This is a genomic window from Sediminibacterium sp., assembly GCF_051861365.1.
In the GTDB taxonomy this organism is placed as follows: Bacteria; Bacteroidota; Bacteroidia; order Chitinophagales; family Chitinophagaceae; genus Sediminibacterium.
Genome location: NZ_JBHYCW010000012.1, coordinates 1 through 18,285, shown reverse-complemented (window position 1 = coordinate 18,285; position 18,285 = coordinate 1). Strand labels below are relative to the sequence as shown.

The 18,285-nt window shown below is 39.6% G+C and carries 14 protein-coding genes and 1 pseudogene; 7 read left to right on the top strand and 8 right to left on the bottom strand.

Going from position 1 to position 18,285, the window contains the following annotated elements:
- Positions 1–123: 123 nt before the first annotated feature.
- On the top strand, positions 124–1,389 hold the full coding sequence (locus tag ACTIEV_RS07260) for an aspartate kinase (RefSeq protein ID WP_322194620.1): 1,266 nt from the start codon (positions 124–126) through the stop codon (positions 1,387–1,389).
- A 50-nt stretch (positions 1,390–1,439) separates the two neighbouring features.
- Here ACTIEV_RS07260 and ACTIEV_RS07255 read toward each other — a convergent pair whose 3' ends face one another.
- Positions 1,440–2,165, bottom strand: a complete 726-nt coding sequence (locus tag ACTIEV_RS07255) for a C40 family peptidase (protein WP_322194622.1) — start codon at positions 2,163–2,165, stop codon at positions 1,440–1,442.
- A 294-nt stretch (positions 2,166–2,459) separates the two neighbouring features.
- On the opposite strand from ACTIEV_RS07255, the gene dnaE reads away from it, so the two are divergent.
- Both dnaE and ACTIEV_RS07245 read left to right on the top strand, forming a co-directional pair.
- Positions 2,460–6,131, top strand: coding sequence for a DNA polymerase III subunit alpha (gene dnaE / locus ACTIEV_RS07250; RefSeq protein WP_439516304.1), 3,672 nt, complete (start codon positions 2,460–2,462; stop codon positions 6,129–6,131).
- Between the two features lie 121 nt (positions 6,132–6,252).
- Positions 6,253–7,488, top strand: coding sequence for a DUF418 domain-containing protein (locus ACTIEV_RS07245; RefSeq protein ID WP_439516303.1), 1,236 nt, complete (start codon positions 6,253–6,255; stop codon positions 7,486–7,488).
- 98 nt (positions 7,489–7,586) lie between these two features.
- Here the strand turns inward: ACTIEV_RS07245 and ACTIEV_RS07240 are convergent, their stop codons facing one another.
- The 5 genes from ACTIEV_RS07240 to ACTIEV_RS07220 form a co-directional block, all read right to left on the bottom strand.
- Entirely contained in the window at positions 7,587–7,934 is a 348-nt protein-coding gene (locus tag ACTIEV_RS07240; RefSeq protein ID WP_322194628.1) for a bleomycin resistance protein, read from the bottom strand.
- A gap of 211 nt (positions 7,935–8,145) precedes the next feature.
- Entirely contained in the window at positions 8,146–8,394 is a 249-nt protein-coding gene (locus tag ACTIEV_RS07235) for a helix-turn-helix domain-containing protein (protein WP_322194630.1), read from the bottom strand.
- Between the two features lie 3 nt (positions 8,395–8,397).
- Positions 8,398–8,934 (bottom strand): DUF2975 domain-containing protein, encoded by a 537-nt coding sequence (locus ACTIEV_RS07230; RefSeq protein WP_322194632.1) that lies wholly within the window; start codon positions 8,932–8,934, stop codon positions 8,398–8,400.
- A 148-nt stretch (positions 8,935–9,082) separates the two neighbouring features.
- Entirely contained in the window at positions 9,083–9,751 is a 669-nt protein-coding gene (locus ACTIEV_RS07225; protein ID WP_322194634.1) for a DNA alkylation repair protein, read from the bottom strand.
- Positions 9,752–9,931: 180 nt separating this feature from the next.
- Positions 9,932–10,861 (bottom strand): restriction endonuclease, encoded by a 930-nt coding sequence (locus tag ACTIEV_RS07220; RefSeq protein WP_322194636.1) that lies wholly within the window; start codon positions 10,859–10,861, stop codon positions 9,932–9,934.
- A 417-nt stretch (positions 10,862–11,278) separates the two neighbouring features.
- Between ACTIEV_RS07220 and trxA the strand changes: the two genes are divergently transcribed.
- The 3 genes from trxA to mqnE all read left to right on the top strand — a co-directional run bounded on the left by trxA (position 11,279) and on the right by mqnE (position 14,288).
- Positions 11,279–11,596 (top strand): thioredoxin, encoded by a 318-nt coding sequence (gene trxA, locus ACTIEV_RS07215; RefSeq protein ID WP_322194638.1) that lies wholly within the window; start codon positions 11,279–11,281, stop codon positions 11,594–11,596.
- Positions 11,597–11,784: 188 nt separating this feature from the next.
- Positions 11,785–13,029, top strand: coding sequence for a nucleoside permease (locus ACTIEV_RS07210; protein ID WP_322194641.1), 1,245 nt, complete (start codon positions 11,785–11,787; stop codon positions 13,027–13,029).
- Between the two features lie 107 nt (positions 13,030–13,136).
- The gene (gene mqnE, locus ACTIEV_RS07205) at positions 13,137–14,288 is read left to right on the top strand and encodes an aminofutalosine synthase MqnE (protein ID WP_439516302.1); all 1,152 of its coding nucleotides are present in this window, start codon (positions 13,137–13,139) and stop codon (positions 14,286–14,288) included.
- 76 nt (positions 14,289–14,364) lie between these two features.
- Here mqnE and ACTIEV_RS07200 read toward each other — a convergent pair whose 3' ends face one another.
- Together ACTIEV_RS07200 and ACTIEV_RS07195 are read right to left on the bottom strand one after the other, a co-directional pair.
- The gene (locus tag ACTIEV_RS07200) at positions 14,365–15,669 is read right to left on the bottom strand and encodes an NAD(P)/FAD-dependent oxidoreductase (RefSeq protein ID WP_439516301.1); all 1,305 of its coding nucleotides are present in this window, start codon (positions 15,667–15,669) and stop codon (positions 14,365–14,367) included.
- A gap of 106 nt (positions 15,670–15,775) precedes the next feature.
- Positions 15,776–17,203, bottom strand: coding sequence for an L-serine ammonia-lyase (locus tag ACTIEV_RS07195; protein ID WP_439516300.1), 1,428 nt, complete (start codon positions 17,201–17,203; stop codon positions 15,776–15,778).
- 859 nt (positions 17,204–18,062) lie between these two features.
- Here ACTIEV_RS07195 and ACTIEV_RS07190 point away from each other — a divergent pair.
- A pseudogene (locus ACTIEV_RS07190) lies at positions 18,063–18,285 on the top strand (IS110 family transposase); the annotation flags it as partial.

Genomic DNA, 18,285 nt, shown 5'->3' with positions numbered 1-18,285 from the left:
AAAATCCCCAAGAAAAGTTTAAACTAATGGAGTAAATACTATACACTCGTTATACACCCTTCAACTTTGACTGTTGTTTACACCGAGCTTACCCGTAGTTTTGCCATCAGAACAGCTATATACATGAAAGTATTCAAATTCGGCGGTGCCAGTGTCAATAATGTAGATCGTATCAAAAATCTGGCATCCATAGTTCAACAATACCGGCAAGAGCCACTGGTGGTGATTATTTCGGCCATGGGTAAAACCACCAATGCATTGGAGAAAGTAGTAGAAGCTTTTTATACCGGAAAGCAAGAGGAAGCACTTCAACTGTTTGAAGTAATTAAAAACCAACACCTCACCACTGCCAAATACCTACTGGTGAAACAGTACAATAGTTGCGCTGCCAAACTCCATGATTTTTTTACAGAAGTAGAATGGTTATTACATGATAAGCCAGTAAGAGAATTCGACTACTATTATGACCAGGTGGTTTGTATAGGAGAATTATTGAGTACTGCTATCATCAGTCATTTCCTAAATGAAGAAAATATTTTGAACGAATGGCTGGATGTTCGTGATATTCTTCGCACAGATGATAATTTCAGAGATGCAGGCGTAGATATTGAATTTACCGAAAAGAAAATAGTAGATAGTTGGCAGTTGACAGTGGATGCCGGCATGAACATCATCGTAACACAGGGTTTCATTGGATCAACGGATGAAAATGAAAGTACTACGTTGGGACGAGAAGGCAGTGATTATACTGCTGCTCTTTTCGCGAATATGCTCAATGCCGAAAGTTTAACGATTTGGAAAGATGTAGAAGGCGTGATGAATGCCGACCCCAAACAATTTCCGGAAGCACAATTGATTCAAGAACTCAATTTCAATGAAGTCATTGAAATGGCTTTTTATGGCGCACAGGTTATTCACCCAAAAACCATCAAGCCTTTACAGAACAAAGGTATTCCGATGTATGTCAAATGCTTTCTGGATCTTTCTTTACCGGGTACGATCATCCACAAAAAAAATATCAAAGGATTACCGCCGATTTTTGTCATCAAAGAGAAACAAATACTCGTTCATTTGAAAAGCAGGGATTTCTCTTTCATGGGAGAAGAACCCATGCAACAACTCTATGCCATATTCGCGCAGATTCGTGTAAGACCCAACCTCATTCAAACAGGCGCTATTGGTGTGCAGATTTGTATGGATGATAAACAAGATAAAACCGATCAATTCGCTGCACAATCGGGTTTGTTATTTGATGTACAAGTAGAAAAAAATCTGCAATTACTCACCATTCGACACTATGAAGAAGCTTTACTGAGCAAGATGTTGGAAGGAAAAGAAGTAGTGCTTTTGCAAAAAACGAAAGAAACTGTGCAGGCGTTGTTTAGATAATTTGAGAATTTGATCCGCCTAGGCGGATCAAATTAAAAGACATTTTCAAATTACTTCACCACTCTCCCAGCCCCTCTAAACCTGGGTTGCCAGTATTTTTCGTTGAGATCGCTAATCATGACACCACCACTCGTGGCTGCGTGGACAAATTTATTATTGAGAAGATAGACACCCACGTGGGTAATGTCGCGGTTGCGACCTGTTGTGTGAAAGAAAACCAAATCTCCTTCCTGTAAATCAGCCAGCTCAATCTTTTCGCTATTATCATATTGCTCCTGTGCTGTTCTGGGTAAAGTGGTATTAAAAACATCACGCATTACTACCTGGGTAAATGCAGAGCAGTCGATGCAATTTTCTGTATTTCCACCTAAACAGTATTTGGTTCCCCACCATTTATCAATAGTCTCCAACAGTGGTATATTGGTGAGGTTTTCAACTGTAGCATCAATAATCACCGCATACTTTAATTGAAGATAACCGGCTCTTTCGATATTGAAAGCATTCATATCCGTGCTACCGGTATTATTTCGTTTGCCTGTATTGACGGTAGAAGCCTTGTTAGCATTGGTTGTGCTGGCCTTATGTCCGGTTGTAACGACAGATCCGGGAGTTACCTCTATTTGATCCAGAAAAGTTCGTTGTTGTGATGTGGTTGTTTTGGCAGGTGCCGTTTTAGCTGTAGAATTATCCCTTGAAGTCAGCTTACTCAATGATTTACAACTTGTCAATACAAGCAAAATCATCATCCCTATCATCCAAACAGATCGGTTCATCATAACTGCAATATACCCTCATGCATTTTTTATGCCAAATGATGTGGAAAAGATATGAAATAGCTTATGGTTAATGGCTAATGGTGGATTTCGGATGTCGGATTTCCGATATACTATGTTTGGCATGATGTGGATAATTGATCCTGTAAAAAAACCTTGTAAAATTGGATATTTGGAGTTCGGAATTTGGAAGCCTGAACCCACCCAAATCAGACATCAGACATCAGACATTACAAATCTGACATCTGCCATCTGCCATCCAATCAGACTTCCAACATCAGACATCCGACATTCCCTATGGCATTTTCACATTTACACGTTCATACACAATATTCTCTCCTCGATGGTGCTGCAGCGATTGATAGTTTATATAAAAAAGCTGCGAAAGATAATATGCCTGCCTTGGCCATTACCGATCACGGCAATATGTTTGGCGCTTTTGAATTTGTAAGTCAGGCTTGGAAAAATACCAAAGTGATCGGAAAAGATGCCAATGGAAAAGACATTACTGAGCCGGTCATCAAACCTATTGTGGGTTGTGAATTTTATGTGGTGAAAGATCGACATATCAAAACCTTTACAAAAGAAGTAAAGGATGAAAGATATCATCAGGTATTATTAGCTAAAAACAAGAAAGGATACGAAAATCTAGTAAAGCTCACTTCCCTTGGATTCATTGAAGGAATGTATAGCAAATATCCACGTATTGATAAGGAACTGATTGAACAATACCATGAAGGATTGATTGCCACCACTTGTTGTATCGGCGCATATGTACCGCAGACTATTTTACATGATGGTGAACAAAAGGCTGAACAGGAATTCAAATGGTGGCTAGATTTATTCGGAGAAGATTATTACATCGAGATACAGCGACACAATATCAAGGAACAGGAACTAATCAATCAAACCCTATTAAAGTTTGCCAAAAAATACAATGTGCCTGTGATTGCTACCAATGACAGCCATTATGTAGATCAGGATGATGCAAATGCACATGATATCCTGTTATGCATCAATACCGGAGAGAAACAAAGCACACCCGGGTTCGATGATTTTGTGAATGATGATGCACAGATCAAGAACAGACGCTTTAAATTTCCCAATGACCAGTTTTATTTTAAAACGACAGAAGAAATGGGAAAACTGTTCAGTGATATTCCTGAATCATTGGACAATACCAATCAGATCGTAGACAAGGTGGAAGTCTTGAATCTTAAAAAAGATATTTTACTTCCTGCCTTCCCCATCCCCAAAGAATTTCAAATACATACGGATGCCAATTTGAATCAGTGGGAATATCTGCGACATATTACCATGGAAGGTGCAAAAAAGCGTTATGCAGATATTGGTCCAGAGATACAAGAGCGAATAGACTTTGAATTGTTCACCATCAAAACCATGGGATTTGCAGGATACTTTTTGATTGTGAGTGATTTCATTAAAGCCGGAAGAGAACTCGGTGTATTTGTAGGACCCGGTCGTGGTTCGGCTGCAGGAAGTGTGGTAGCATACTGTATCGGCATTACCAATATTGATCCTATTAAATACAATTTGCTGTTTGAGCGTTTCCTGAATCCGGATCGTAAGAGCATGCCCGATATTGATACGGACTTTGATGATGAAGGTCGTCAGAAAGTGATTGATTATGTGGTGGACAAATATGGCAAGCAACAGGTAGCACAGATCATTACCTATGGTACGATGGCTGCCAAAATGAGTATCAAAGATGTGGCACGTGTATTGGATCTACCCCTTGCTGAAAGTAATATGCTGGCGAAATTGGTTCCAGATAAACCGGGCACTGAATTGGGGCGAGTATTACATGCACCGCTAACCGTGAAAGATGGCGAAAAATCATTAGAAGAAAAAGAAGCGTACCAGCAAGAAGATATTGAGAACGTCAAGAAATTACGTGAGATTTACCAAGGTGATGATATCCGGGCACAGGTACTCAAAGAAGCTGAGCGATTAGAAGGTTCTGTACGTAATACCGGTATACATGCTGCAGGTATCATCATTGCTCCAAAAGATCTTACAGAGCTTATTCCGGTTGCCACAGCCAAAGACTCTGATCTTTGGGTAACACAAATTGAAGGAAGTATTATCGAAGATGCCGGTGTTATTAAAATGGACTTCTTGGGTTTAAAGACCCTTTCCATTTTGAAAACCGCTTTGGAACTGATTCAGCAAAACCATGGTGTGACCATTGATCTAGATACGATTCCATTGGATGATGAAAAGACTTTTCATTTGTACCAACGCGGAGAAACCAATGCCACATTCCAGTTTGAAAGTGTGGGTATGCAAAAATACCTGCGCGATCTAAAGCCCGATAAGTTTGATGACCTCATTGCGATGAACGCATTGTATCGTCCGGGACCTATTGCCTACATCCCCAAATTCATTGACCGTAAACATGGTCGTGAGCCTGTAACATACGATATTCCTGAAATGGAAGAATACCTGGCTGAGACTTATGGAATCACGGTCTATCAGGAGCAGGTGATGTTGCTGAGTCAGAGCCTGGGTGGATTTACCAAAGGCGACGCAGATGTACTGCGAAAAGCCATGGGTAAAAAGCAGAAATCGGTACTGGATAAAATGAAGAAACAGTTCATTGACGGTGCATCTGCGAAAGGACATCCTGCAGATAAACTAGAAAAAATATGGACAGACTGGGAAGCATTTGCACAATATGCATTCAACAAATCACACTCTACCTGTTATGCTTTTGTAGCTTATCAGACTGCTTATTTGAAAGCGCATTATCCGGGTGAATACATGTCGGCAGTTTTGAATCATGCAGGAAGTATTGAAAAGATTACTTTCTTCATGGAAGAGTGCAAACGAATGGGTATTAAAGTACTGGGACCGGATATCAATGAATCATTGAAAGGTTTTGCAGTGAATAAAAATGGAGAGATTCGTTTTGGGTTAGGTGGATTGAAAGGTGTGGGTGAAGCGGCTGTAGAAAATATAATTATAGAAAGAGAAAAGAATGGTTGGTACCAAGATATTTTTGATTTTATCAAAAGGGTGATCCAAAGAAGTGTCAACAAGAAATCATTGGAAAGTCTTGCCTATTCAGGTGCTTTTGATTGTTTTAAAGAGTTTCACAGGGCACAATATTTCCATATAGCAGATGGTGAAAAAATATCGGGTTTAGAGAAAATCATCAATTACGGACAAGCCAATCAATCTGCTGCTGCGGCAAGTACCAACACTCTGTTTGGTGATATGTCTTCTGCCATGCAAGTGCCTATTCCTAAAATTGCGAATGTAGAACCTTGGACACTCACCGAGTTATTGGATCATGAGAAAGATGTAACAGGGATGTTCATGAGTGGACATCCTTTGGATCATTTCAAGTTTGAGTTGAAATATTATGGTATTACCAGTATCAATGATTTCAATGAGATCAAACAGACCTTGCATTTACAACCCAATCCCGGCAAACAAATTCGTGTAGCAGGCTTGGTGATTGATGTTCAGCACAGGGTTACCAAGACCGGAAAAAACTTTGGCTCTTTTGTCATTGAAGATTTCAGTGGTAAAACAGATTTCATTTTGTGGAGCGAAGATTATATCAAATTTCAGAATTATTTAGAAAAAGGACAAAATATATTGCTGACCGGTTTTTTCCGCTCAAGATTTAATCAACCCAATAATTTCGAGTTCAAAGTAAACGTGATGTCTTTATTGGAAACAGTCAAGCAAAACTTAACCAGAAGCATCGAGATCAACATACATCCGGCATCTGTAACGACGGATTTTGTATCATTCATTGATAAAAATGTGCGTGAGCATCCAGGCAAGTCATCTTTGCGTTTCAATATTTATGAGCCTCGCGAACAATTGAAAGTAAGTATGTATTCACTGGAAAAAGGATTTATGATGAATGAGGAAATGGCTCATTTTTTATTGGAGAACCCGGATTTAGATGTGAATGTTGCTGTGGTGGGTTGATACAAATACTTTGATCTGTGCCTTCATCCTAATCACCATTTATCTATCAAAAACGCTGTTTATCCATTTTTGTCTGTTTTTTACCATGAAAAAATAGCTTCTTGTTGCTAAAACAGACCCCATGTCATCTGAGACCCGGAAGCAACGGATCATAACAGTAGATGCATTACGTGGATTTGCCCTACTTGGGATTCTACTTGCACATATGATTTATTGGTACAATGCCGGTCCATTACCCGGTGAATATTTTCAAAAACACAATGACACGGCCAGTGGCATTCTGGGATTCCTGAATGAAATACTGATCTCCGGAAAATTCTTCGCCTTCTTTTCCTTTTTGTTTGGATTGAGTTTTTTTCTCCAAATGAATAGCATGGAAGAAAGCGGGAGACCCTTTGTTTGGCGCTATGCATGGCGCATCACCATTATGGGAATCATTGGCTTGATCCATCATGCTTTTTGGAGAGGAGATATCTTATCCATTTATGCACCATTAGGTTTCATTCTTTTGCCCATGAGGAAATTGAGTAACAAATGGATACTTACAATCGGTATCTTATTGGCGATCAATTTGCCAAGTTTGTTAATGCAGTTACCCGGACTGATAGAACATCTTACATCTACTACCCCACCGCCTCCCCCACCATCCGGACCACCACCAGGACCTGATCCTTCTCAAGCATTTTTCAAGAATGTTTACCAAATTGATATTTGGACCATGATGAAAAACAATATCATCAGCATTGGAGAGAAATTCGATTTCCAATTTGGTAGTGGTCGTATTTATGTAACCTTAGGCTTTTTCTTATTGGGAATGTATAGTGGCAGAAAGGGCTGGTTTGCGATGAGCGCAGAAGATTTAAAACCCATTTTCAAAAAGATAAAAAACAAATCCGGTTGGGTTGTTTTGGTAACACTCATAGGTGGACTTGGTATCTATGGATTAAATGAAGGTTTTAAACTCGGCTGGGAAAGAAGTCCGGTGGTAGGCTTAATTTTTGGCACATTGTTTAACCTGAACAACGCCTCCCTAGTGGTTTTCTATGTCACAGGAATCACATTATTGATGAACCGAAAATTTTGGCAAAACTTATTATACCCATTGGCTCCTATCGGAAAAATGGCTTTGACCAGTTACTTACTACAAACTGCACTCGGACTGGTGTTATTTTTTGGATTTGGTTTTGGATTGGTAGGTGTAACACCCCCTTGGCTCAACTGGTTAATTGCCATTGCATTTTTTATTGTACAAGCATTCTTTTGTAAATGGTGGTTTAAACAATTTTATTTTGGTCCGGTGGAGTGGTTGTGGAGAACAGCCACTTATTTCAAAATACAACCTTTCCGAAAAAAGTAACCTACTCTGTGCAACTCTGCGCCTAACTCCGTGTCAATCTGTGGGTAAAAAATAGAACCACAGGAGTTGCACGGAGTTAGGCACAGAGGTACACGGAATTATAGGGGTTGTCCGAAAGTGAGTAGGTTGTGATCCGGATCTAGTAGTGAAAATTCCTTTTGCCCCCAGGGCTTTTCAGCCAAAGGAGCATTGGGATGAATGGCTACTTTATTTTCCTGAAAAGTTTGATACAGTTGATCAATATCATTTGTTCTGATATACACTTGCCCGTAATTGGTCAGCGGATCAAGATCCGGGAATCCAAAAAAATGTATTTCAATGCTATCTTTTTGAATGATGAGGTAATCACCATAATCTGCACTTATTGCAAAACCCACTTGCTGGTAATATGTTTTGGTATTTTCTTTATTGCGCATGGGTAATTTGGGATGGATCTGTGTAAGCATCATAATGAATTGGAATGCAAACTCGGGATTTAGTGTAATACATACAACTAAAATCAATCGATACTTACATTTTTTCAACCCCTCCTCCGTGCAACTCCGTGTTTAAACTCTGCGTCACTGCGGTTATTATCAGCACAAATTCACAACAGAGGATGAGAGAAATATTTGATCAAAGCGACGAAGGGCGACAATGAGTGTGGAACTAAACCTGTCACCCTGAGTCGCTTTCTGACGCAGTCAGAAATGGCGACGAAGGGTCAGGCAGGTATTCCAATATATCCGCAGGCTGACAGTTCAATGCCTTACAAATGGCATCCAGTGTGTTGAAGCGTATAGCTTTGGCCTTTCCTGTTTTTAAGATAGAAAGATTGGAAAGTGTAATATCAACTTTACCGGATAATTCGTTCAGCGACATTTTACGCTTCGCCATCATCACATCTAAGTTTACGATTATGGGCATGTATTATACGGTTAAGTCGTTTTCTTTTTGAAGCGCCAACCCTCTTTTAAATATTTGTGCAATCACATACACCACTGCAGCCATTAATATAAAAGCCTGAGCGTCTTCCCAAAATGCATTTAATTTCTCGGTGAGAAAACCATGATGCTGCATTGTCTTCGCAGACTGACGTGCAACATAACTAAAGAGACCAATTGAAAATGTGTAATAACTGATCTGCAAGATTTGTCCGGCAGTAAAATCGCTGAAGGGTTTCATCAGATCAATCTTGGTTAACAGCATGGCGAGTCTGTAAAATAGACCAGCTTTCAAAAAAGCAATCATCAAAATAAAACTGTACATACTAAAGAAAGCCCATTGACTACGCGCATACATATCAGTCAAATCCAATTTCTGGTAAAGTCGATCTACCATCTCCGGTTTAATGATCGTGAAAATACAATTAACTACCAGCCCGCCTGCCTCTATACAAAGACCAATAAAAATGAGCCAGGCAATGATGGTGAGGGCTTTGAATACAAAGTTGTTGGTGGTTGTCATCTTGGGTATTTTTGAATGATGACACAAAAATAGAAAATATTTATTGAAAAACAATAAATTTATTTTAATAAAGAATAAACCATATCCAATATATTCATTCTCAACCCCAGTGACTTTTGAGGTTCACCGCAGGAGATTCACTGAGTTTTTATTTTGATTGTCTTTTGACCATTTCGTTGATCCAAATGGGCGCGAATGGAGAAGTACATCCTTTAGAAACAGGATAATCACGATAAATTCCCAACTCCTCGCCTATACTTAATGCCTTCTTACGATAAGCAGGATGATGAATACCGATATATGCCAATGCAAAGTTCATCGTCCATTGAACTTCAGGTACTGCCTTGGGCATTTCTTTTTGTAATTGTTTTAATAAAGCATCTAAATCTAATTCACCGGCATCTCTGGCGATCTTACCGGCCATCAAACTCCAACCGGCACGCAAAGCCCATTTGTTTTTCGATTTGAGCCATTGTATTCTGAGTGCTTCTTTCGCCGGATGGTCTTTCAGAATATAAGAACTGAACCAATCTGCCACATGGGTAAAATCAATTTGTTGCACCATTGTATCCAACTGCTTCGCGGTGAGTAGATCAGGTTTCATGATGAGTATTGCCAAAAACTGCGCTTCAATATTACCTGCATTCCACAACTGTAAACCCAATTCATGATTGGTCTTTAGCTTTTTGGCGATATTTCTGATATCTCCCATCTTCACCCCAAACTGGTTCTTACCGGCACCGGCTTTGGTGTTGATGGCCATCATTTTTTCGTTGCTGAGTGATTGTAGTTCAGTAAGGATTTCTTTGACTGCCATGTATGATACGATTATAAAAGAGCAATAAATTAAATATTTCCTCAGTATAATTTCTGAAAATGCTCCACTGTCAAGTTTACCCTGTTCTTACGTGGTTAAAAAAACCGAGATGAGAAACTTTTGGAAAGTTTCGGAACTTTCAAAAAGTTAACGCCCAGAAAATAAGACCCCGACATAATCTTAAGCTTCTTCAAAATAATCAAGATCAAGTTTTTTAATTTCATAAAAACTTCTCGTTGCCATTCCTACATTATGCTGTATCATCAATTCAGCTAATTCTTTCCCATCAATGAGAACGATTTTAGGCTCTATGCTATCTACAAAATCATATGCCCCTTTCGGATAGTTTGACGTTGAAATAAAGATACCTTTCTTGGCTTTTTTTGAAAGTAATGAACCTGCAAAATCTCTTACTTGAGCAACTGGCACAGTATTTTCCCATTTTTTTGCTTGGATGTAAATAGTGTCAAGCCCTAACCTGTCTTCTTTTATTATCCCATCAATACCGCCATCACCAGACTTTCCAATAACCTGCCCGGCTTCTTTCTTTGAGCCTCCGTACCCCATTTTTATTAAAAGATCGATTACAAGTCGTTCAAAAAAAGCAGGTGAACAATTTTTAATTTTATCAATTAATTCTAATGCTAATTCCTCTTTAAGCTTTTGAAATGAGTAGTCGAGTAATTCTTCAGGTGTTCTTCCTTGTTCAATTTCTGTTATACTTTCTTCGTTTATCAAATTATCTTTCTTGTTTTGATAATTTGTTTGGTATGAAGTCTGCCATCGTTTAAAATCATCTAAACCTTGTAAAAACTTCACGTCAATTTTAGTTGGTTTCTTTTTAAGCACCTCCAATCCTTGATCGGTTATTTTAAAAGTAGCCCGTCTAGGAGAAGTTAAAAGATTAGCTTTTTTCAGATAAGTCCTTGCCCAACCGACTCGATTATTGATAATTTCCTGATTGCCACTTGGCAAAAGCTCATTCCTTTCTTCCTCGGTTAAATTAAACTTATCTGAAAGAATTTTAATTAAATCTTGCAATTCATGCTCTTTTTTGTCAGAAAGTAGCTCTAAAAGCGGAAGCATTAAGGTTTGGTAATCTGGTATCATATAAATTTTTGCGTTACTAAATGCACTTTGGGAAACATTAAATATCGTTATACTGATTCTAGATAATGATACTCTTACTTCTGCTTAATTCAAAACATATGAGTAAATATAGATATTTCAAATCATGCTTGCAATATATATCCGTAAGTACAAATCCTCGCTTCCCATTTATTATTTAATATTACTGATTTCTTATTCTTTCTTCATGCCCCCCTGTCAGGTTTTCCCTGCCCTAACGTCATTAATAACAGCCGTGGAAAAGTCAAAGGGGCAGAGATGGGGGTTTGGGCTTAAATTTGTCTTTTGGTCCATAGTCCATAGCTAATGGTCCATGGCAAAGCAGAGATTGCTAACTATGGACCATCGACCATGGACCATGGACTTTTCAAAAAATTAAACATCTAAAAAATAAAAACAATGGCTTTAGAATTAACAGACGCGAATTTCCAGTCTACCGTACTGGATAGTGATAAACTGACCGTAGTAGATTTCTGGGCAGAGTGGTGCGGACCTTGCCGCGCTATCGGACCCGTTATTGAAGAACTGGCAAAAGATTACGACGGTAAGATCAACGTAGGAAAAGTAAATGTAGACCATAACCCCAACCTCAGTGTGAATTATGGTATCACTTCTATCCCTGCCATCCTTTTCATCAAAGGCGGACAGATCGTCGACAAACAAATTGGTGCAGTTCCTAAATCTGTGTTGGATAAGAAGATTCAGTCACATTTATAACCTGCGAGCTGCTAGCTGCTAGCTACTAGCTTTTGAGAGGAACTGACCTTGTGGGTTGGTTCCTTTTTATTTTATGCAAATTGTTCGCATGCGTGCCGGCTTCCCATCTTCCAGACTTCCTGTCTCCCTCCGACTCACTGATTTTCCCTATCTTCCTCGCTGATTTCTAACACTAAACTGCTTGTTGCATGAATAATATCAAGCCTCGTTTGATACTGATGAATTTCCTGGAGTTTTTTGTCTGGGGTTCATGGCTCATTTCACTGGGTAGTTATATGGCCGTTTCATTAGGGTTCTCCGGTGGACAAATAGGTGCCGTATATGCTACCATGGGTATTGCTTCCCTGTTTATGCCTGCCTTACTGGGTATTGTTGCCGACCGATGGATCAATGCCGAAAGGGTACTCGGGGCCTGTCATATTATTGGTGCACTTTTACTCATCTGGGCCTCAACGGTGCAGGACTATCCCACTTTTTATATCATCATGCTGCTGAATGCGTGCGTATTCATGCCCACCATTGCATTGAACAATACCGTATCCTATATCGTACTGGAAAAAAAAGGACTGGATATTGTGAAGGATTTTCCTTTTATCCGTGTATTTGGAACCATCGGCTTTATTGTGGCCATGTGGCTGGTTGACCTGATGGGCTGGACCAAAAGTACCAATCAATTATACGTTAGCGCCACTGCAGGTATTGTTTTGGGTTTGTATGCATTTACTATGAGTAAATGTCCACCCAGCGGAAAAAAAGTAGGCAAAGGAATTGTTTCTGCTTTAGGACTCGATGCTTTTGTGTTGTTCAAAAGAAAGAAGATGATCATTTTCTTCCTTTTTGCCATGTTATTGGGTGCTGCTCTGCAAATTACCAATGCGTTTGGCGGACCTTTTCTCGATGATTTTAAAACTACCTATCCCGATTCCTTTGGTGTTCAGCACCCCAATATCCTGATTTCCATTTCTCAGATCTCTGAAACTGTATTTATTCTAACCATCCCTTTCTTCCTGAAGAGATTTGGCATCAAAAACGTAATGCTACTGAGCATCTTTGCATGGGTATTCCGTTTCGGACTTTTTGCCATCGGTGATCCAGGCGATGGACTATATCTGCTCATTTTGTCAATGATTATTTATGGTATGGCTTTCGATTTCTTCAATATTTCGGGATCACTATTTGTAGAGAAAGAGGCCGATATAAAAATTAGGGCCAGCGCACAAGGATTGTTTATGCTTATGACCAATGGTATTGGCGCCTTTCTGGGTGGTACCATCAGCGGCTGGGTAGTTGACTACTTTACAATTGATGGTGTTAAAAACTGGCAGAATATATGGCTTGCCTTCGCAGGATATGCACTGGTACTAGGCCTTTTATTCCCACTTGTATTCCGCTACAAACATGACCCTAATGCACCACTGAAACCCGCTCATTAATGCAGTATATTTTGTTTAAGCCGCAGATTTTATGATGGGTTAAAACATCCATCAAGGAATCTGCAGCTTAATTATTAATTGTAAATTTGCACTTAAATCAAGTGAAGATGAGCGCGCGAATTTCAGAACCTTTTATTTTGGTAGCTACACAGGCAGATTACAACTTGAAAAATATTGGTGAAAAAATCCTCAGAAAAGAGCGTATCAGCTTTGAAGATGGCGTTACCCTTTTCGAAAAAGGATCATTATCATACCTGGGTGCCCTTGCCAATTGGGTAAGAGAGGAAAAACATGGTCATAAAACCTATTTCAATCGAAACTTCCATATTGAACCCACCAATGTTTGTGTGTTCTCCTGCAAATTCTGTTCTTACTCTCGTCTCTATGCACATCGTGAAGAAGGCTGGGAATTGAGTATTGAACAAATGATGCATATTGTTAAGAGCTATGATGGCAAACCGGTAACAGAAGTGCATATTGTGGGTGGTGTTCACCCCAAAATGAATCTTGATTTTTTCCTTGAATTATTGAGAACCATCAAAGCGCATCGTCCGGATTTGCATGTCAAAGCATTTACACCTGTTGAATTGGATTATATGTTCCGCAAAGCCAAAGTGAGTGTGGAAGAAGGTATGCGCTTAGCACATGAGGCCGGACTGGATTCTTTACCGGGTGGCGGCGCTGAAATATTTCATCCCGACATACGCAAACAGATCTGTGAAGACAAAGTAGATGCGGATGGCTGGTTACATATTCATAAAACAGCACATCAATTAGGCATGCATAGCAATGCCACATTATTGTACGGACATATCGAACAGTTCTGGCATCGTATTGATCATATGGAAAGATTGCGTCAGTTGCAGGATGAGACAGGAGGATTTAATACATTCATTCCTCTTAAGTTCCGTAATAAAGACAATGATATGAGCCATATTCCGGAATCATCGGTGGTAGAAGATATGCGGATGTATGCCATATCTCGTTTGTACATGGATAATTTCCCGCATATCAAAGCTTATTGGCCAATGCTGGGTAGACAAAATGCGCAGTTGACTCTATCTTTTGGTGTGAATGATATTGACGGAACCATCGATGACTCCACTAAGATTTATGCAATGGCCGGCAGTGAAGAACAAACACCTACTATGTCTACCGAAGAACTGGTTCGTTTGATCAAACAAGTGAACAGACAACCGGTGGAGAGAGGAACTTTGTATAATGAGATTAAAGACTACTCGGAATCTTTGATTTTTTGATCTGTGATTTCTTGATTTATAATTTTAATAAGCAATTCAATCAAAGATCAAAAATTCAAGAAATCAAAGATCTAAATTAAAGATGGTGTATCCGCTCCTGAAGAGGTGTTTGTGCTTCTTTGTACAAATCTGTTTGCTGCTTGGTTGGTAATAGTATTAAACGTAAAGTGGTGTCATTGGTAAAATAACTGATAGCCCAGTTGATAAAGATAAAGAGCTTATTTTTTACACTGAGTATCAGCATTAGATGCAAAAACATCCATACAAACCAGGCAAAACGTCCTTGAAAACTCATGAAGGGTAAATCCACTACTGCTTTCCTTTTACCCACCGTAGCCATGGTTCCGGGGCTTTTGTAAACAAATGGTTGCAGTACTTTTCCATGCTCTATTCGCCTTAAGTTTTGTACCAGATTTTTAGCCTGCGCAATGGCAACATTGGCTAATTGCGGATGTCCTTTCGGAAACCCTTTGGTTTCCATATAAGCAATATCTCCCAGAACAAAAATATCATCGGTTCCCTCCATCCTGTTAAAAAGATCTACTTTAATTCGATTCCCTCTAACCAATAATGAATCATCTATACCTTGCGGTACATTTCCTGTAACACCAGCAGCCCATATCAATGTTTTGGTTGGAATATGGGTTCCGTCTGCCAGCAAAACAGATTGTCCGTTATAATCTTTTACCAGCGTATTTAGTTTTACCTGAACACCCATAGACTCCAGATAAGTCTTTGACACTTCTTGTGACACTTTAGTCATAGGACTTAATAAAGCAGGGCCTGCTTCCAGCAAGAACACATTGAGACTAGAAAAATCCATATCAGGATAATCACGTGGCAGGATATTCTTTTTGAGTTCAGCCAAAGATCCTGATAACTCTACACCTGTTGGCCCTCCACCTACTACCACAATATTCATGATGGCTTTCAACTCGTCACCGGAAGCGTTCAATGCATTTTCAAAATTGAGCAGTATATGATTTCGTAAGGCAATGGCTTCTGTAGTAGACTTCATTGGAAAAGCCAATCGTTCAATATTTTCATTGCCAAAGTAATTGGTAGAACAGCCGGTAGCTATGACAAGATAATCGTAGTGAAAAATACCTGCACCTGTATATACATCCTTTGTTACCCGATCTATTTTTGTAATAGCCGCAATACGTACATGTATATTGGTTTTATTCTGAAAAACTTTGCGAAGGGGGAAAGAGATAGAACTGGGTTCCAATCTGGCAGTAGCTACCTGATAAAACAGCGGTTGAAACTGATGAAAATTGTACTGGTCAATCAGGGTAATATCAAAATCAGTCCCCTTCAGTCTGCGTGCCAACTGTAAGCCTGCAAATCCAGCACCCAGAATGACAATTCGTTTCAACATGATTCATTTCTGATAAAGTTACTGCTTACTGAGGCTTAGGAATCATTTGATCTTTCATTTCTTGATCTTTTTTCAAATCAAAAAATCAAAGATCAAAAAATCAAACTTAACATTCCGGCAAACTAATCGGAATATGAATCGCCAATCCCCCGTCTGCGGTTTCTTTGTATTTGCTGCTCATATCCAGCGCAGTATCCCACATGGTTTTGATGACTTTATCCAGACTCACTTTGGCATAATCGGGAGAGCTTTGTAATGCCAACTGTGAAGCTGTAATGGCTTTAATAGCACCCATGGTATTTCTTTCAATACAAGGCACTTGCACTAGTCCACCAATAGGATCACAGGTTAAACCTAAATGATGTTCCATGGCAATTTCAGCAGCCATCAGGGTTTGACGTTGGGTGCCACCTAATGATTCTGTTAATGCCGCAGCAGCCATCGCAGAAGATACACCTATTTCTGCCTGACATCCACCCATGGCTGCAGAAATGGTAGCTCCTTTTTTGAAAATACTTCCTATCTCTGAAGCGGTAAGTAAGAAACGAATGATCTTCTCATCATCCAACCCGTCACAGAATGCAATAAAATATTGTAATACTGCCGGAATCACACCCGCAGCTCCATTGGTAGGCGCTGTTACTACTCTTCCGAAAGAAGCATTCTCTTCATTCACTGCCAATGCAAAACAACTCACCCAATCTAGAATGTATTTGAAATCATGTCCACCCTTTCTAATCGCCTCAATCCAAGATGAATAATCTGTGTACGTATTTTGTTGTATCAGTTTTTTATTCAGATCAAATGCTCTTCTTCGTACTTGTAATCCTCCGGGTAATTCACCTTTGGTATGACAGCCACGATAAATACAATCGCGCATGGTATGCCAAATATTCAACACGCCTGAACGAGTCGCTTCTTCTGAACGCCAAGCCTGTTCATTCTCCATCACCACTTCATTCACCGACATGCCTGTCTTCATACACCAATGCAGTAAATCATCAGCTGTATTCACAGGAAATGGAAGATCCACTTGCTGTTGTGCATTTTTGTCTTCGCCTTCCTTCACTACAAATCCACCTCCGATGGAATAATAGGTTTCACTCCAATGTTCTCCATTTTTCAATTCAATCAAGAAGGAAAGTCCGTTCGGATGAAAGGGCAACGTTTCCTGATGAAGAAACTGAAGATGATCGGGAAGGATAAAACGTAGCGCTTGCTCTCCACCCAACAACAATTGCTGTGAGTTTTGAATCTGCTGAATTTTAGGTGTAATACTATTCACATCAATGGTTACAGGGTCTTCCCCACACAATCCAAGCATCACTGCAATATCGGTACCATGCCCCTTTCCTGTTTTGGCCAAAGAACCATACAGCAGCACGGTTATTGAAAGCACCTGATCCAGTCCACCTTTTGCCCGAATCGTGTCCACACAACGCAAAGCAGCCCTCCATGGACCCAGGGTATGGGAACTGGAGGGCCCAACCCCAATTTTAAACATATCAAATACAGAAATCGCTTCGTGTGGCATGGAAAAAATTATGCTTCAAATGTAAGACATATAGCGATAGTCTATTCTAGTGATGACAACAGTTTTTGGGTGATACTCCCTTACTAATCAGTAACGTGTTGTACTATTTAAAATCACTCTAATTGTCAAAACTCTATATTACTCCTGGGCCGAATGGCCCCGTCCCTGTTCCCGGGCTGCATTGGCCTCTGATCAGATCTGCTACGCATGATCTGATCTGTCTTCGCTTCGCTTGACACCGACCCCAATGAGGCCCGTCCACAGGGACTGATTAAAAATTGTTCATTTTAACATCCTTATATTTTACAGTTTTTTATGTCCCTTTATTTTCTGATTTAGGATTAAGTAGCATATACACGAACACTTATGACTATTGTTTTAATTTTCCGGCCTCAGAAAAAAAGCGTTAAGAAATTTACGTAGTGTAGCGTTAAGCAAAAGATGATGCTTGGATATATCCAATAGCTGAAGCACAGCTTCGCTAAATCAAGGAACAAACATTGGGCTTTAGACTTCTCCACAGGAGTCCTTCGGACATCTTTTGTAGCGTAACGAAGGAAATTTTAGCTTTTTTTCTGGAGCCTTGTCCGAAGGACTCCTTTGGAGATTTTTTTGTTACTTTTTTATCAAGTGATTAGCAGTAGGAACTCCAAACCTGATAAAGTAACTTGTAAAAGCAGTGCTACCACATGCCGTTTTTTTTGATATGGTGTTACGAACCCGATGTCAAGTTTGGCAAAGTTCTTTAAATGACAACCAATTTTTGGTGGTAGCTTATGCTAACCCCGTTTAAGAGATTATACATGTTCTTCTAAAGAACTGATAGCACTGCATTTTAATTAATCCTTAAATGCAATTTATGAAAAAGAAAGCTGGTTTTCCTGTTCTATATCCGAATGCAGCGGGTATAGACATTGCTAGCCGAGAGCATTATGTTGCAGTTAATCCAGATGCAGCAGAACAATCCATTCGCTCATTCGGCTCTTTTACAGATGATCTACACGAAATAGCCGCTTGGCTTCTTCAATGCAAAGTAGATACGGTGGCTATGGAAGCAACGGGTATTTACTGGGTAAGCCTAT

Excerpts from the sequence above, each read along its gene's own strand:
- ACTIEV_RS07260 (WP_322194620.1), top strand. The coding sequence starts at position 124 with ATGAAAGTATTCAAATTCGGCGGTGCCAGTGTCAATAATGTAGATCGT.
- ACTIEV_RS07255 (WP_322194622.1), bottom strand. The coding sequence starts at position 2,165 with ATGATGAACCGATCTGTTTGGATGATAGGGATGATGATTTTGCTTGTA.
- dnaE (WP_439516304.1), top strand. The coding sequence starts at position 2,460 with ATGGCATTTTCACATTTACACGTTCATACACAATATTCTCTCCTCGAT.
- ACTIEV_RS07245 (WP_439516303.1), top strand. The coding sequence starts at position 6,253 with ATGTCATCTGAGACCCGGAAGCAACGGATCATAACAGTAGATGCATTA.
- ACTIEV_RS07240 (WP_322194628.1), bottom strand. The coding sequence starts at position 7,934 with ATGCTTACACAGATCCATCCCAAATTACCCATGCGCAATAAAGAAAAT.
- ACTIEV_RS07235 (WP_322194630.1), bottom strand. The coding sequence starts at position 8,394 with ATGCCCATAATCGTAAACTTAGATGTGATGATGGCGAAGCGTAAAATG.
- ACTIEV_RS07230 (WP_322194632.1), bottom strand. The coding sequence starts at position 8,934 with ATGACAACCACCAACAACTTTGTATTCAAAGCCCTCACCATCATTGCC.
- ACTIEV_RS07225 (WP_322194634.1), bottom strand. The coding sequence starts at position 9,751 with ATGGCAGTCAAAGAAATCCTTACTGAACTACAATCACTCAGCAACGAA.
- ACTIEV_RS07220 (WP_322194636.1), bottom strand. The coding sequence starts at position 10,861 with ATGATACCAGATTACCAAACCTTAATGCTTCCGCTTTTAGAGCTACTT.
- trxA (WP_322194638.1), top strand. The coding sequence starts at position 11,279 with ATGGCTTTAGAATTAACAGACGCGAATTTCCAGTCTACCGTACTGGAT.
- ACTIEV_RS07210 (WP_322194641.1), top strand. The coding sequence starts at position 11,785 with ATGAATAATATCAAGCCTCGTTTGATACTGATGAATTTCCTGGAGTTT.
- mqnE (WP_439516302.1), top strand. The coding sequence starts at position 13,137 with ATGAGCGCGCGAATTTCAGAACCTTTTATTTTGGTAGCTACACAGGCA.
- ACTIEV_RS07200 (WP_439516301.1), bottom strand. The coding sequence starts at position 15,669 with ATGTTGAAACGAATTGTCATTCTGGGTGCTGGATTTGCAGGCTTACAG.
- ACTIEV_RS07195 (WP_439516300.1), bottom strand. The coding sequence starts at position 17,203 with ATGCCACACGAAGCGATTTCTGTATTTGATATGTTTAAAATTGGGGTT.